Here is a 14,874-nt window from a genome sequence, read left to right on the forward strand (position 1 = left end):
CTCGGGAGGCTGAAGGGAAGACCATGATGTACACATGGAATTCCCATGCGGATATCATTTAAACCAATGAGTTCAATTTATGAACTAATTAGTTCACCACTATAGACTGGAGTGCTCATGCCCCGTATCGCCGTGATTGGAGCTGGCATCAGCGGCCTCAGTGCTGCGTGGCAGTTGAGTGCCTCAGGCAGCCCGACCGACGTCACCCTGTTCGAGGCCGGGCGCCACTTTGGCGGCCACGCCAACACCGTTGACGTGACGATCGACGGCGTCACCCACGGGGTCGACACGGGCTTTCTTGTCTACAACGAACGAACCTACCCGGGCCTGATCGCCCTATTTAATGAACTGGGCGTGGTGCGATCGCCCTCAGAGATGTCCTTTTCGGTTCAGTCACCTCAGGCAGCAAAAGGCAACGAGCAGGCGGCGATCGAGTGGAGTGGCAACTCGCTCGACACGGTGTTTGCGCAACGACGCAATCTGCTGAGCCCGCGCTTCTGGTCCATGCTGCGCGACATCCTGCGCTTCAACAAGCTGACCACGGCGCTGGCCACATCCGGCGCGGCCGAGGCGCTGGCGCAACCGATTGGCGCCTTCCTGGATCAGCATCACTTCGGCACGCCCTTCAGAGACGACTATTTCCTGCCCATGGTGGCCTGCATCTGGTCCTGCCCGACCGAGCAGATGCTGCGCTTTCCCATGGCCACGATGATCCGCTTCTGCCACAACCATGGTCTGCTGCAAGTCAGCAACCGGCCCCAGTGGTACACGGTGACAGGCGGCTCACGAGAGTACGTTCGCAAGATGTTGCCGCGCTTGAGTGATGCACGCCTGAACACCCCGGTCACAGCGGTCTCTCGCCTGGCGCACGGCGTCATCGTTCATACCGCCAAAGGCCCCGAGCCATTTGATGGTGTGGTCATGGCCTGCCACAGCGACCAGGCACTGGCCATGCTGGGCTCCCAAGCCACGCCAAGGGAGCGTGAGTTGCTGGGCGCCATCCGTTATCAAGCGAACCGTGCCGTGCTGCACACGGACACCAGCATGCTGCCTCAGCGGCGCAAAGCCTGGGCTGCGTGGAACTATGAGCGAGCCCCCCAGCAAGGGCGCGGCGCATCGCGCGTGTGTCTCCACTATCTGATCAATCTCCTGCAACCCCTGCCCTGGGATCAGTCCGTGGTGGTGTCGCTCAACCCGGTGCGTGAACCAAACGCAGACCAAGTGTTGCGCGAGTTCGAATACGCCCACCCGGTTTTCGACCAGGCTGCGATTGATGCCCAGAAGGCCCTGCCGTCCATTCAAGGCCTTGCGCACACCTGGTATGCCGGCGCCTGGTGCGGCTACGGCTTTCATGAAGACGGCTTGCAGGCGGGACTGAACGCCGCGCAACTGATCCAGCAGCAGCATCGTGCGCACACACGGCAGGCTGCCTGATGGACTTGACAAGGGCTACACCATGAGCGACCACATGCAGGATGCCGCCGCACCTCAAGCCTTTATCGGCATGGGACAGGTCTGGCACCGTCGCTTGCGCCCCGCCGAACACCAATTCAGTCATGACAGCTACTTCCTTCTGTTGCCCATGCGCCATGGCCGATCACACGGCTGGGCCGTTCCTCGTCGTCGATTCGGCTTGATCACTTTTCTGGATCAGGACCATGGCGAGGGCGGGCCTGATGCGTTGGCGTGGTTTGACTCACTGCTGCGCCAGGAAGGCATTGACGACGCGGATGGCGAGATCTGGCTGCAGACCTACCCCCGCGTGTTGGGCCACGCGTTCAAACCCGTGAGCTTCTGGTTTGCCCATCGTGCAGATGGCACCTTGACTGCCATCCTGGCGGAGGTGAACAACACCTTTGGCGAGAGGCACTGCTATCTGCTTCAAGGCGAGGCATTGCATTGGGGGCAGACCTTGACGGCCGACAAGGTGTTCCACGTCTCGCCCTTTTGCAGCGTGGCAGGGCAATACCGCTTCCGTTTCGAGCGCACTGCTGAGCGCACGCTGGCTCGCATCGATCTGCACGACGAGCAGGGCCCGCTGCTGCAGACCAGCATCAGCGGCCATCTGCACCCCTTCACAGCCCGGAGTGCCCGCCACGCTTTCTGCACCATGCCGCTCATGACGCTTGGCGTGGTGGCCCGCATCCACTGGCATGCCTTGAAGCTTCTGCTCAAGCGCGTGCCCTTCTTCCACAAACCCGCCGCGCCGGAACGCTTCGTCACACGATGAACACCACCGCTCACACCCCTTCAGCGCAGGCCGCAGGCCATGCCACGCTGCCCGCCGACGCACCAGCCTCTGCTCGCACCGTATTCAGGATGCTGGACAAACTGGCTCACGGCCGACTGGACATCCAATGGCCCGACGGCCGCCACAGCCGCTTTCCGGCCCATGCGCCAGACACGGCCACCAGCCTTCGCGCCACCATTTGCCTGAACAACTGGCGGGTGTTCGAACGCACAATGAAGTCAGGCGACATTGGCTTTGCCGAGAGCTTCATCGATGGCGACTGGCACACGCCAGACCTGACCGCCTTGTTGTCGCTGTTCATTGCCAACCGGGATCACCTGGAGCAGATTGTGTACGGCTCCTGGTGGGGCTCGCTGCTCTATCGCGTCAAGCACTGGCTCAATCGCAACTCACGCACGGGCAGCGCCAAGAACATCCACGCCCACTATGACCTGGGCAACGACTTCTACCGGATGTGGCTGGATCCGTCGATGAACTACTCCAGTGCATGGTTCGAGGGGCGCAGCGCTCAAGAACTGGCTGGCCACTCGCTCCAGGAGGCCCAGCAGGCCAAGATGCGTCGCGCACTGGACGAGGCCGGCGTGCAAGCGGGCAGCCGCGTGCTGGAGATCGGATGCGGTTGGGGCGCCATTGCCGAGACGGCAGCCAAGGAGCGCAGCGCACACGTGACGGGCGTGACCTTGTCAAAAGAGCAACTGGCCTGGGCCCAGGACCGCATGGCCAAGGGCGGCTTGAGCCAGCAGGCCGATCTGCGCTATCAGGACTACCGCGATCTGGTTGCCCAGCATGAGGCCCAACCGTTCGATGCCATCGTGTCCATCGAAATGTTCGAAGCAGTTGGCCGTGAATACTGGGACAGCTACTTCGACACCATCAAACGCTGCCTCAAGCCAGGTGGCAGAGCCTGCATCCAGACCATCACCATCCGAGACGACCTGTTCGATCGCTATGTGAAGTCAACCGACTTCATCCAGCAGTACATCTTCCCGGGTGGCCTGCTGCCCAGTCCCTCGCAGTTTGAAGCGATGGCGCGCAAGGCCGGCCTGGTGGTCGACAAACGACTGGCTTTCGGGCCTGACTACGCCGAAACACTGCGTCGATGGCGCGATGCCTTCCTGCAGCGCGAAGCAGACGTTGGTCAGTTGGGTTTCGACACCCGCTTCGTCCGTATCTGGACCTTCTACCTGGCTTACTGTGAAGCCGCCTTTGACCATGGCAACACGGACGTCATGCAGTTCACGCTGCGTCGCCCGGCCTGAAGCAGGCTCGATGCGCGATCACACCATGCCAGCCACCCCTTCATCCTTGACGCGCAGGCGCTGTCTGCAACAGCTGACTGCCCTTTGCGTCTCCACCACCTGCACCATGACCACGTCTGCCGCCCCCCCCATTGCCACCACGCCCGCCGAGGTGGCGAGTGCGCTCAGCAAAGCCCAGTTGCTGGGCCGCGCCACCTTGCGCTTCTTCGGCCTGCGTGTGTACGAGGCACGCTTGTGGGCGCCTCCTGCCTTTGATGCCTTGCGCTATGACAGCCTCCCCTTTGCGTTGGAGCTGGCCTACGCACGCAAGTTGAACGGTAGCGACATCGCAGAACGATCGATTGCCGAAATGCGCCGCGTGGGCGACTTCAGCGAAGCGCAGTCCAAGGCCTGGCAGGACATGATGAACAAGGCCTTCCCCGACGTGCAAGCAGATGACCGCCTCACCGGCGTGCACGATGGACAAGGCCTGGTCCGCTTCTACTTCAATGGGCAGGCTACCGCCAGCATCAAGGACAAGGACTATGCGCGCCTGTTCTTCGGCATCTGGTTGTCAGACAAGACATCAGCGCCCGGCCTGCGTGCCTCGCTGATCGGGCAAGGCTGAGCCATGGGTGCAGCGCACACCGCAGGCAACGGCTGGCGCTACGGTCTGCTGGGCTTGCCGCTGGCCTTCGTGTCGCTGCCTCTGTATGTGAGCCTGCCTCGCCACTACGCTGAACACCACGCCGTGCCTTTGGCCACGCTGGGCCTGTTGCTGCTGGGTACGCGTTTGCTGGATGCCCTGTTGGACCCAGGCATTGGCCGTTGGGTAGACCGATTGTTTGCCAGAAGCCCCGCACAAGGCTGGCAAGTGGCGCTGCTGGCATCGGTGGCCATGGCCTCAGGTTTCGCAGCGTTATGGACGCCGCCAGAAGTAAGCCCAGGCCAGCTCACGCCTTTGCTGCTGTGGCTGAGCGCCGCCTTGATGGTGACCTACCTGAGCTACAGCGTGATCACCATGGTGCACCAGACATGGGGGGCGCGCTGGGGTGGCGATGCTGATCAGCGGGCGCGCCTGGTCGCATGGCGAGAAGGTGCTGCACTGGCTGGCGTGCTGCTGGCCAGCGTCCTTCCTGCCTGGTTGGGCCTGCCAGCCACGAGCCTGGCCCTGGCACTCAGCCTGATGATCGGGCTGTGGGCCTTGCATCAAACCCTGCCGGCTCACACTGCGCTGCTGAGGGCGCAGGTGACCTCGACCATGAGCTCGTCGCCATGGTCCAACCGCGCCTTCACAGCGCTGTTGCTGGTGTTCCTGCTCAACGGCACGGCCAGCGCCATCCCTGCTACCTTGCTGCCCTTCTTCGTGCGCGACACCTTGCAGGCGCCCACCTGGGAGCCGCTGTTTCTGGGCAGCTACTTCCTGGCTGCGGCCCTGGGCTTGCCACTGTGGGTCCGCCTGATCCGGCGGCTGGGGCTGGGCCGCAGCTGGCTGGTCGGCATGGGGCTGAGCATGGCCGCGTTTTGCGCTGTCCCCACACTGGGACCCGGCGACACCTGGGCCTTCCTGTTCGTGTGCGTGGCCACCGGGCTGGCCCTGGGCGCCGACCTGGCTATCCCCGGTGCCTTGCTCACAGGGCTTATCCACCACGCGGGGCTGGGCCAACACAGTGAAGGCCGCTTTCTGGGTTGGTGGACGGCTGCGACCAAGCTCAATCTCGCGCTGGCTTCCGGCTTGAGCCTGCCTTTGCTGGCCCTGGTCGGGTTTGAAACCGGGCGCCATACCGATCAAAACCAGTTGGCCCTGTCAATGGCATATGGGCTGTTGCCATGCGTGTTCAAGCTGTTGGCAGCCTGGGCACTGTGGCATGCCATGCGCCGCCACCCTACTTTGAAAGCACAAGCATGAACCGGCTCAAACGCACCTTGCACGGCATCGCATCAGCCATGTTGGCCGTGGGTCTGTCAGCAGCCCTGAGCGGCTGTGCCGGGCCACGCATTCAAGACTACGCCAACGAGCAACCCAGGCTCGACTTGCGCCAATACCTGGATGGCCCGCTTCGCGCTCAAGGCATCTTCACGGATCGGCAAGGCCGCGTGGTCAAGCGCTTCGTGGTTGAGATGCAAGCCAAGTGGGAAGGCCAGCAAGGCACGCTGGACGAGCGCTTCACTTACAGCGATGGCACCCGCCAGCAACGCATCTGGCATCTCACGGACCTGGGCGGTGGCCGCTACAGCGGACGCGCGGATGATGTGGTGGGACAAGCCACTGGCGAGTCAGCGGGCAACGCCTTTTACTGGAGTTACACCATGGCTCTGCCCGTCGATGGCCAAGTCTGGCATGTGCAGCTTGAAGACTGGATGTTCCTGGTGGACAGCCGCACCGTGATCAACAGGGCCGCGATGAGCAAGTTCGGCATCCATCTGGGCGACGTGACGCTGTCGTTCACCAAACTTTGAAGACACTCTCAGACTGCCTCTCATGCCCCTGAACCCCCGGATCACCCAATGGCAAGGCCAGGTCGTGTGGCTCATCGGTGCCTCCACCGGCATTGGTGAAGCCACCGCGCGGGCCTTGCATGCGCTTGGCGCCCAGGTTGTGGTGTCTGCCCGATCCAGCGAAGCGTTGCAAGGGTTCACGCAGGCCCACCCGGGGAGCATTGCCATGCCACTGGATGTGACTGACCAAGCCAACGTGGCCCAGGCCACGCAGCACATCCTGAAACAGACTGGTCGCCTTGATCTGGTGATGTACTGTGCCGGCCACTACCGCGCCATGCGCGCCACGGATTTCAATCTGGACGAAGCACTGAAGCATCAGCAGGTCAATGTGGTGGGTACGCTGCACGTGCTGGATGCCATCTTGCCCACCTTGATCAAGCAAGGGCATGGGCACCTGAGCCTGGTGGCCAGCGTGGCGGGTTACCGAGGCCTGCCCAACTCACTGGCCTATGGCCCGACCAAGGCCAGCATGCAACACCTGGCCGACACGCTGTACCTGGATCTGCATGATCTGGGCATTGGCGTCTCGGTCATCAACCCCGGTTTCGTGGCCACACCGATGACCTCGCAGAACCAGTTCGACATGCCCGCCCTGCTCTCACCCGATCAGGCGGCCCAGGCCATCGTGCAAGGCTGGGCACGCGGCCGCTTCGAGATTCACTTTCCGAAGCGCTTCACCTTGTGGCTCAAGCTGATGCGACACTTGCCGCATGCCCTCTACTTCAGCCTGGTGCGCCGCGCCACAGGCCTGTGACACCTCGCCAGCATGATGAGCCCTTCGCCAGATCCACGCACCACCCGCGTCGTGCAGTTCTTTGAAACACTGAGCCCCGCCAGTGTCAGCATGCTGGAGGCGATCTACACGGAACAGGCCCGCTTCAAGGACCCGTTCAACGAGGTCACCAGTGTCGCGGGCATCCAGCGTGTGTTCATGCACATGTTCGAGACGATCAATACGCCGCGCTTCATCGTGCGCAGCGCCATGACGCAGGGGGATGAGGCCTGGTTGACCTGGGACTTCCTGATCAAGCGGCCGCAGGGTGAACTGATCATCCATGGCGCAAGCCACCTGCGCTACGCGCCGGATGGGCGCATCCAGCAGCATCGAGACTACTGGGACCCGGCCGAAGAGCTCTACGCGCACATCCCTGTACTGGGGACGCTCGTGCGCTGGCTGACACGGCGCTTGTCGGCCACGGCCTGATCGCCCCACGATGCCTTCCGGCTTGCGGTAACCTGCGATTGCATCGCACAGGCCAGCGCAATTGGCGAGGCCTGAGTCGACTGGCAGGGCGGCCAACGGCCCCCCCGCGGCCTCACTTCAGCGCATAAGTGGACGCAGTGGAGCGCACCTGGGGTCGATCAAGAGGTACAGCGGGGACTTGCAATGCGCAGGGATCGTTTGCTTGGTGAACGAGGTGGGCTTGACGCGCACGCTGCCAGCGGAGCCAAAGTCAACACGGTAGTCGACGTCGGTGCCATTGGCCGTTGCGGCCGAGAAGTCACTCAAAGCATCGCTAACGTTGGTGACCTTGGGCCCTCCAAAGCGGTTAAAGGACAAGAAGCTGACCTTGTCTGCGCGAGCGGTAACGGGCGACACGTTAAGCGCGTTGAGACCCACGCCGTCAGCCCAGATGGAACTGTTGCTGTCAGTTTTGGAGCCGATGCCGTTGACGGTGAAGGCCAGCACGGAACTGTAGAAGAAACCATCGCTGGAGCTGGCCTCCGTGTCCACGGCGTAGTTGACCGTCACGGTCTTGCCATGCGCATAGTAGCTGGATGGCGGCACAAAGGGCTCGCCTTGCTGGTTGATCTCGTCGTAGACCGTGCCGGTCATCTTCCAGACCTGCAACTCGGCGTGCGCGGTCACCGCGAGCAAGGCAGCAGACGCTGCCATCAATCTGGCGAACTTGAATGTAGAAAGCATTTGGGCCTCTCTGATATGAGTTAATTAGTGAACCTCTTGTGGCATCGCCACAAACCTTGCCATCGAGACAAGGTGCAATCATTTGACAGGTTACGTCAAATGAGTTCAATCAGGGATTGCACTTGCAGAGCCTTGTCACCCCTGTTCAGCAACAGTCATGCAAAGGCCACCGGAGAGGCATTGCCCATAGCTCGCATGCACGCAACACCTCGGCCAGGGTGCCGTTTTCCTGCGCGTTGCTGGCGTGGGCGTCGTAGGCCAGGCCCACCACGCGGCTGGCGCCTTGCAGTTCGCGCAAGTCGCGGCGCACCACGATGCCTTCCTGCGTATGGCCCGGTGTCATCAACATGGGGTGCAGCGGCGCCATGGTCACGCCCACACCGGCGGCCACCAGGCCCAGCGCCCATTCCTGGCTGTCCACGCGGGCGCGCACGTCGGGCACGATCTGATGCTGGCTCAGGCCGGCGTGCCAGTAGCTGGCCAGTTCGCACTGCGTGCGCTCGATGAAGGCCACGCCGTGCAGATCCTGCAGGCAGAGTGCTTCTTTCACGGCCAGCGGGTGCTCGGCGGGCACCAGCAAGGCGTATTGCTCTTCCCACAGCGGCATGAAGGCTTTGCCCGGCGCGGCGCAGCTCTGGCTGGTCAGTTCGGCGTCCGCAGCTTGCGGGTCGTCCAATACGGACAGCTCCAGGTGCGTGAGCATCTGCTTCAGGTGGCGGATGAGCTGGCGCACATGGGCCACGCTCACCGTGGGGTGGATGTGCAGGCTGAGCCTGGGGTGGGTGGCCACGTCCTGAAAAGTTTCGACGATGGCTTGGGCATCGGCCAGCAGTTTGCCGCCCAGCCTGAACAGGCGGATGGCCTCAGGCGTGGGCACCAGGCCGCGCTGCTGGCGAGTGAACAGGCGCGTGCCCAGCTCTTCTTCCAGTTGCGCGATCGCGTTGGAGATCACCGGCTGGGTGACGTTGCACAGCCTGGCTGCCGCCACGGTGGAGCCCGCCTCATACGCCGAGCAGAAGTACTTGAGGTTGCGCAGGTTCACGCCACTCACTCCTGGAACTGCGGGAAGTGCGGCAGCGTCTTGACCACGTTCTCATCGTGCGCCGGCACCACGGTCAACTGCGGGAAGCGCTGCATGATGCGGTGCACGTGCACGATGGCGGCCTGGTTCGTGGCCTCGTCGTGGTCCACATGCACCACCTGCCGCAAAGCCCAGGAGCGATCGGCCGGCTTCTGCAGCCCTTCGATGGTCCAGGTGGTGTCGCCCGTGAAGAAGTAGCGCTGGCCGGAAGGCAGGTTCAGGAACATGCCCACCTGCCCTGCCGTGTGCCCGACCAAGGGCACCAGCACAACAGCGCCATCGCCGAACAGATCCAAGCTGCGGTCAAAGCCGAGGTAGGCGCCCGGCTTGAAGCTCAGCTCACGCCAATGCTGCACGCCGGCAAACTGGCTGGCCAGAAAGGCCGGCGCATGGCCGTGCCGGGCGTGTTCGCGCTCGGTGGGGCTGATCAGCACCTCGGCATCGGGGAAGTCGGGCAAGGCGCTGACGTGGTCCCAGTGCATATGCGAAGGCACGATCAGCTTGATGCGGTCCGGCGCCCAGCCGGCTTTGGCCAACTGATCAACGGCGGGCGCCACGTTGCGGTACGCGAAGGACAGGCGATCCATGAAGGTGTTGGCCGCGAACTGCTGATCCACCTGACGGCCCAGGCCCGTGTCGAACAGAAAGGTCACCTTCGGGTGGCGCACCAGCACGGACACATGCGCCGGGTGGCGGTAGCGCAGCCACGAACCACCGCCCACCTCCAGCGCCTCGAAGACGCCCTGTGATTCGGAGGTTTTGAGCACCGAAAAGCCCAGGCCTGACGGCGGGCTGGCAGGTGGCAGGCTGGCACCCAGATCCGGCAGGTTCTGCGTGGGCACAGGCAAAGGGGCGTCCATGGCGCTGAGGCCCGTGGCCAGGCCGGCCAGCAACACCACCACGCCAGCAGCCACACCCAGGCTGCGCTTCATCCAAGTCTGCATCTTTGCTCCGTTTAATGGGTTCAGGGCCTCAAGGCTAGAGGCTGCCCATCAATAAGGCAAATTGTATTTACTTGGGATATCTAAAAGATTTTCTTATTTCTGACTGAGCACGTTGGACACCAGCCGGGAGGTGATGTCCACGATCTCGATCATGCGGTCATAGGCCATGCGGGTGGGTCCGATCACGCCCAGCGTGCCGACCACCTGGCCGTTGATCTCGTACGGCGCCGAGACGACGGACAGCTCTTCGAACGGCACGAACTGGCTTTCGCCGCCGATGTAGATCTGCACCCCGTCTGCCCGGCTGGAGCCGTCCAGCAGGCGCATGAGCTGGGTCTTTTGCTCGAACAGGTCGAACATGCGGCGCAGCGAACCCAGGTCGTTGGAGAAATCCTGCACCGTCAACAGGTTGCGTTCGCCGGAGAGCACGAGCTGGTCGCTGTTTTCGGCCATGACCTCGCCGCCAGCCTGCACGGCCTGCTGCATCAGGTTGCCGATGTCACCACGCAATTGATCCACCTCGCGCTTGAGGCGCTCGCGCATTTCATCCAGCGTCAGGCCCGAATAGTGGGCGTTGAGGATGTTGCTGGCCTCGATCAGCTGGGACTGGCTGTAGTCCTGCGGGGTGAAGATGACGCGGTTCTGCACATCGCCATCGGGCGACACGAGGATGACGAGCACGCGCTTGTCGCCCAGGCGCAAAAATTCAATGTGCTGGAACAGCGAGACCTTGCGCGGTGCGGTGACCACGCCCACGAACTGCGACAGGCTGGACAGCATGTGCGCCGCACTGGCGATCACGCGCTGAGGCTGATCGGGCTGGAGCTGATCACGCGTTTCGGCGCCCAGGTCAGCCAGGTTCAGGTGGCGGGCCGTAAGCATGGTGTCCACGAACAGGCGGTAACCCTTGGGCGTGGGCACGCGGCCGGCCGAGGTGTGCGGGCTGACGATCAGGCCCAGCTCCTCCAGATCCGCCATCACATTTCGGATGGTGGCAGCCGACAGATCCAGGCCGGAGGCGCGGGAAAGCGTGCGCGAGCCGACGGGTTGCCCATCGGCGATGTAGCGCTCGACCAGCGCTTTCAACAGAATCTTGGCTCGATCATCCAGCATGTGTTCTTCATTTTAGTTTCCGAGTGAAACGGCGCCAGCCCCTCAGTGGGGGACGGTCTCATTTTGACACCCCCGTGTGGTGTAATTCCCCGCATGTCGAGTCTGCCCACCTCACGCTTCCGTCATGCTGCCTTGATTGGCAAGTACCAGGCCCGCGGCATCCGCCCGGTTCTGGAGGACGTAGCCCATATTCTGGCGCGCACCGGCGTCGAAGTCTGGCTGGAGCAGGAAACTGCCCTGAACACCGGCATGACGGACTACCCGTCCTTGGCGATCAAGGAAATCGGCAAGCAGTGCGATGTGGCCGTGGTGCTGGGAGGCGACGGCACGATGCTGGCCATTGCCCGCGAACTGGCGCCCTTCAACATCCCGCTGATCGGCATCAACCAGGGCCGCCTGGGCTTCATCACCGACCTCCAGCACAAGGACATGGCCACCGCCCTGCCCCTGATGCTGGCCGGCCAGTACGAGGAAGAGCGCCGGGCCATGCTGGAAGGCGCCGTGCTGCGCCCCATGCGCGGCGCCGGCTTCGAGACCATCTATGAAGGCTACGCGATCAATGAAGTGGTCGTGAGCCGGGGGGCCACCGCCTCCATGGTGGAGCTGCGCGCCGAGATCGACGGCCAGTTCGTGGCCAACTACCGCGCAGACGGCCTGATCGTGGCGTCGCCCACCGGGTCGACGGCCTATGCACTGTCGGCCGGCGGCCCCATCATGCACCCGGGCCTGGGTGGCTGGGTGATGGTGCCGATTGCCTCGCACACCTTGTCGAACCGGCCTCTGGTGGTGTCGGACAGCGTGACCATCACCATCGAAATCGTGGCCGGCCGCGATGCCAGCATGAACTTCGACATGCAGAGCCTGGCCAGCCTGCTGCACGGCGACCGCGTGACGGTGCGCCAATCTGCCCACAAGGTGCGCTTCCTGCACCCCAAGGGCTGGAACTACTACGCGACCCTGCGCCGCAAGCTGCGCTGGAACGAAGGAGTGAGCTGAGATGTTGCGCCGCCTGACACTGCGCGATTTCGTGATCGTCACCAGCCTGGAAGTGGACCTTGGCGGCGGCTTCACAGCCCTGACCGGCGAAACCGGTGCCGGCAAGTCCATCCTGATCGATGCCCTTCAACTGGCCCTGGGCAGCCGTGGTGACGCGGGTGTGGTGCGCGAAGGTGCCGCGCGCGCCGACATCACCGCCGAGTTCGAACCCTCCGCACAACTGGCCACCCTGCTGGCCCCCTGGCTGGAAGAAGCCGGCTTTGATGGCCTGGAAGCAGGCGCACCCTTGCTGCTGCGCCGCGTGGTGGACAGCCAGGGCAAGAGCCGCGCCTGGATCAACGGCAGCCCCGCCACTGTGACGCAATTGCGTGAGCTGGGCGAGCACCTGGTCGATATCCACGGCCAGCACGCCTGGCAAAGCCTGACGCGCGCCGATTCGGTTCGCGCCCTGGTGGACGCGCAAGCGGGTGTGGACCACGCCGCGCTGCAACAAGCCTGGGCCGCACGCCGCGAAGCCCAGCGCCGCCTGGACGAAGCCCGCAGCAAGCAGGCCGACCTGGACCGCGAACGCGAGCGCCTGCAATGGCAGATCGCCGAGTTGGACAAGCTCAATCCGCAAGCGGATGAGTGGGACGAGCTCAACACCGAGCACCAGCGCCTCAGCCACGGCCAGGCCATCCTCGACGGTGCCCGACTGGCACTGGATGTGGTTTCGGAAGCCGATGACAGCGCCGACTCGCTCACCGCCCGCGCCATTGCCGCGTTGGAAGAAGTGGCCGGCGTGGAGCCCAATCTGGGCAATGCGCTAGAAGCCCTGCGTGGCGCCCAGGCGCAATTGCAAGATGCGGCGCACAGCCTCAACAGCGCGCTGCACCACACCGAGCTGGATCCGGATCGTCTGGCCGAGCTGGACAACCGCATGTCGGCCTGGATGAGCCTGGCGCGCCGTTACCGCCGCCCCGCGCCCGAATTGCCTGCACTGCTGCAAGGCTGGAAAGCCGAGCTGGCCGAACTGGATGCCGCCGCCGATCTGGAAGCGCTGGAGCGCGACGCCCAGCAAGCCCACCAGGTCTGGCTGGACGTGGCCAAAACCGTGTCGAAACAGCGTGCGCAAGCCGCCCCTGCCATGGCGCAGGCGGTGAGCGAGGCCATGCAGGATCTGGGCATGGCCGGTGGCCGTTTCGAGGTCTCGCTGCTCAAGCAGGACGAACCACAGGCCTATGGCCTGGAGAACATCGAGTTCCTGGTGGCCGGCCACGCGGGCAGCACGCCGCGCCCATTGGGCAAGGTGGCATCCGGTGGCGAGCTGTCACGGCTGGCTTTGGCCATTGCGGTGACCACGTCGCAACGTGCCGATGAAGCGGCGCAAGTGGGCACGCTGATCTTTGACGAAATCGATTCCGGTGTGGGTGGCGCGGTGGCCGACACGGTGGGCCAGTTGATGCAACGCCTGGGCCGCGAACGCCAGGTCATGGCCGTGACGCACCTGGCCCAGGTCGCAGCTTGTGCGCACCAGCACCTGGTGGTGTCCAAGGCCTTGAACCATGGCCAGACCACCAGCGACATCCGCGAGGTGCAAGCCACCGAACGCGTGCACGAAGTGGCCCGCATGCTGGGTGGTGCGGTGACCGACACCAGCCGCGCTCACGCCAAAGTCATGCTCGATTCGGCCACGGCACACGATGCCCAGGCGGCCGCCAGCGATGCCGCGGCCAACAAAGCCAAACGCAAGAAGGAAGCAGCATGAGCGACGCACGGCCGTACGAAGGCGCTCGCACCACAGTGCGCAGCACGGAGGTTTCAAGATGAGCGCGTTGGACATCGTCTTGCTGACCGGCATCTCCGGCTCAGGCAAATCCGTGGCGCTCAATGCGCTGGAAGACGCAGGCTACTTCTGCGTGGACAACCTGCCGCCCGAATTGCTGCGCGGCATGATCGAGCTGGAAGAAAAGCGTGCGCCGGAGTTGAAGCGCCGCATTGCCGTGTCGGTGGACGTGCGCAGTGCGCATTCGCTGCCCAACCTCACGCCGGTGTTGACCAACCTGCGGCAGGAAGGTCATTCGGTGCGCGCGGTGTTCCTGGATGCCAGCACGGACGCGCTGGTTCGCCGCTTTTCTGAAACACGGCGCCCTCACCCGCTGTCGCAGCTGGCCAAGACGCCGCATCCGGATACGCATCAGCCTCAACGGCGCGCCAGCGATCTGATCACACCCATCGATGCGACCGAGCAGGCCTTGATGGACGCGATCAACCTGGAGCGTGAACTGCTCAGCCCGCTGCGCGAGTTCTCGACCGTGATCGACACCTCGCTGCTGCGCCCGGCGCAGTTGCGCACCTGGATCCGCAACATCGTGCAGGCTGCACCGTCACGCCTGACGCTGGTGTTCGAATCGTTTGCCTACAAGCATGGCGTGCCCATGGACGCGGACTTCGTGTTCGACGTGCGCATGCTGCCCAATCCCTTCTACTTGAAGGAACTCAAGCCGCTGACGGGCCGTGATCAACCGGTGATCGACTACCTGGCGGCACAGCCTGAATCGGCCGAGCTGATTGCGCAGATCGAGGCCTTCCTGTTGCGCTGGTTGCCGGCGCTGGAAGGCGATCAACGCAGTTATGTGACGGTGGCGATTGGTTGCACGGGCGGGCAACACCGGTCGGTGTATTGCGTGGAGCAATTGGTGCAGCGCTTTGCACCGCGTGGGGTGGTGCTGGCGCGGCATCGTGAGCAGGACGCGAAGTAAGGCTGCTGGTTGATTGCTGGTTCGGTCGGCGGTCGGCGGTCGGCGGTTGGCGGTTGGCGGTTGGCGCGTTTTTTCGGTAGA

Annotated in this window: 15 protein-coding genes; 11 read left to right on the forward strand and 4 right to left on the reverse strand. The window is 63.6% G+C overall.

The genetic code is table 11. The annotated features are described in order from the left end of the window. Positions 1-117: 117 nt before the first annotated feature. The 8 genes from HY836_RS02525 to HY836_RS02560 all read left to right on the forward strand — a co-directional run bounded on the left by HY836_RS02525 (position 118) and on the right by HY836_RS02560 (position 7,195). On the forward strand, positions 118-1,434 hold the full coding sequence (locus tag HY836_RS02525) for an NAD(P)/FAD-dependent oxidoreductase (RefSeq protein WP_290673251.1): 1,317 nt from the start codon (positions 118-120) through the stop codon (positions 1,432-1,434). A gap of 22 nt (positions 1,435-1,456) precedes the next feature. Then, on the forward strand, positions 1,457-2,230 hold the full coding sequence (locus HY836_RS02530; protein WP_290673253.1) for a DUF1365 domain-containing protein: 774 nt from the start codon (positions 1,457-1,459) through the stop codon (positions 2,228-2,230). Then, a complete protein-coding gene (locus HY836_RS02535; protein WP_290673255.1) occupies positions 2,227-3,510 on the forward strand; it encodes a cyclopropane-fatty-acyl-phospholipid synthase family protein in 1,284 nt (427 codons plus the stop codon). Before HY836_RS02530 ends, HY836_RS02535 begins: the two co-directional genes overlap by 4 nt. Positions 3,511-3,616: 106 nt before the next feature. Beyond that, positions 3,617-4,117 carry a chalcone isomerase family protein gene (locus HY836_RS02540; RefSeq protein ID WP_290673257.1) on the forward strand — a complete coding sequence of 167 codons (501 nt, stop codon included), beginning with the start codon at positions 3,617-3,619 and terminating at the stop codon, positions 4,115-4,117. 3 nt (positions 4,118-4,120) lie between these two features. Further along, on the forward strand, positions 4,121-5,398 hold the full coding sequence (locus tag HY836_RS02545) for an MFS transporter (RefSeq protein WP_290673259.1): 1,278 nt from the start codon (positions 4,121-4,123) through the stop codon (positions 5,396-5,398). Next, positions 5,395-5,949, forward strand: a complete 555-nt coding sequence (locus tag HY836_RS02550; protein ID WP_290673261.1) for a DUF3833 domain-containing protein — start codon at positions 5,395-5,397, stop codon at positions 5,947-5,949. Before HY836_RS02545 ends, HY836_RS02550 begins: the two co-directional genes overlap by 4 nt. Positions 5,950-5,971: 22 nt before the next feature. Then, the gene (locus HY836_RS02555; protein ID WP_290673263.1) at positions 5,972-6,745 is read left to right on the forward strand and encodes an SDR family oxidoreductase; all 774 of its coding nucleotides are present in this window, start codon (positions 5,972-5,974) and stop codon (positions 6,743-6,745) included. A gap of 15 nt (positions 6,746-6,760) precedes the next feature. Next, positions 6,761-7,195 carry a nuclear transport factor 2 family protein gene (locus tag HY836_RS02560; RefSeq protein WP_290673265.1) on the forward strand — a complete coding sequence of 145 codons (435 nt, stop codon included), beginning with the start codon at positions 6,761-6,763 and terminating at the stop codon, positions 7,193-7,195. Positions 7,196-7,312: 117 nt separating this feature from the next. Here the strand turns inward: HY836_RS02560 and HY836_RS02565 are convergent, their stop codons facing one another. From HY836_RS02565 to hrcA, 4 genes are all read right to left on the reverse strand, one after another. After that, positions 7,313-7,918 carry a hypothetical protein gene (locus tag HY836_RS02565; protein WP_290673267.1) on the reverse strand — a complete coding sequence of 202 codons (606 nt, stop codon included), beginning with the start codon at positions 7,916-7,918 and terminating at the stop codon, positions 7,313-7,315. 145 nt (positions 7,919-8,063) lie between these two features. After that, the gene (locus HY836_RS02570) at positions 8,064-8,960 is read right to left on the reverse strand and encodes a LysR family transcriptional regulator (protein ID WP_290673269.1); all 897 of its coding nucleotides are present in this window, start codon (positions 8,958-8,960) and stop codon (positions 8,064-8,066) included. 5 nt (positions 8,961-8,965) lie between these two features. Further along, on the reverse strand, positions 8,966-9,943 hold the full coding sequence (locus tag HY836_RS02575; RefSeq protein WP_290673271.1) for an MBL fold metallo-hydrolase: 978 nt from the start codon (positions 9,941-9,943) through the stop codon (positions 8,966-8,968). Between the two features lie 93 nt (positions 9,944-10,036). Further along, positions 10,037-11,056: a heat-inducible transcriptional repressor HrcA gene (gene hrcA / locus HY836_RS02580; RefSeq protein WP_290673273.1), complete on the reverse strand. Its 1,020-nt coding sequence runs from the start codon at positions 11,054-11,056 to the stop codon at positions 10,037-10,039. Between the two features lie 93 nt (positions 11,057-11,149). On the opposite strand from hrcA, the gene HY836_RS02585 reads away from it, so the two are divergent. The 3 genes from HY836_RS02585 to rapZ are packed head-to-tail and all read left to right on the forward strand — an operon-like array spanning position 11,150 to position 14,793. After that, entirely contained in the window at positions 11,150-12,052 is a 903-nt protein-coding gene (locus HY836_RS02585) for an NAD kinase (protein ID WP_290673275.1), read from the forward strand. 1 nt (position 12,053) lies between these two features. After that, complete coding sequence (recN, locus tag HY836_RS02590; RefSeq protein WP_290673277.1) at positions 12,054-13,799, forward strand: DNA repair protein RecN; 1,746 nt, start codon at positions 12,054-12,056, stop codon at positions 13,797-13,799. Positions 13,800-13,857: 58 nt separating this feature from the next. Continuing rightward, positions 13,858-14,793: an RNase adapter RapZ gene (gene rapZ / locus HY836_RS02595; protein WP_290673279.1), complete on the forward strand. Its 936-nt coding sequence runs from the start codon at positions 13,858-13,860 to the stop codon at positions 14,791-14,793. Positions 14,794-14,874 lie beyond the last annotated feature (81 nt).

This window comes from Aquabacterium sp. (genome assembly GCF_016234775.1).
Classification (GTDB): domain Bacteria; phylum Pseudomonadota; class Gammaproteobacteria; order Burkholderiales; family Burkholderiaceae_C; genus Aquabacterium.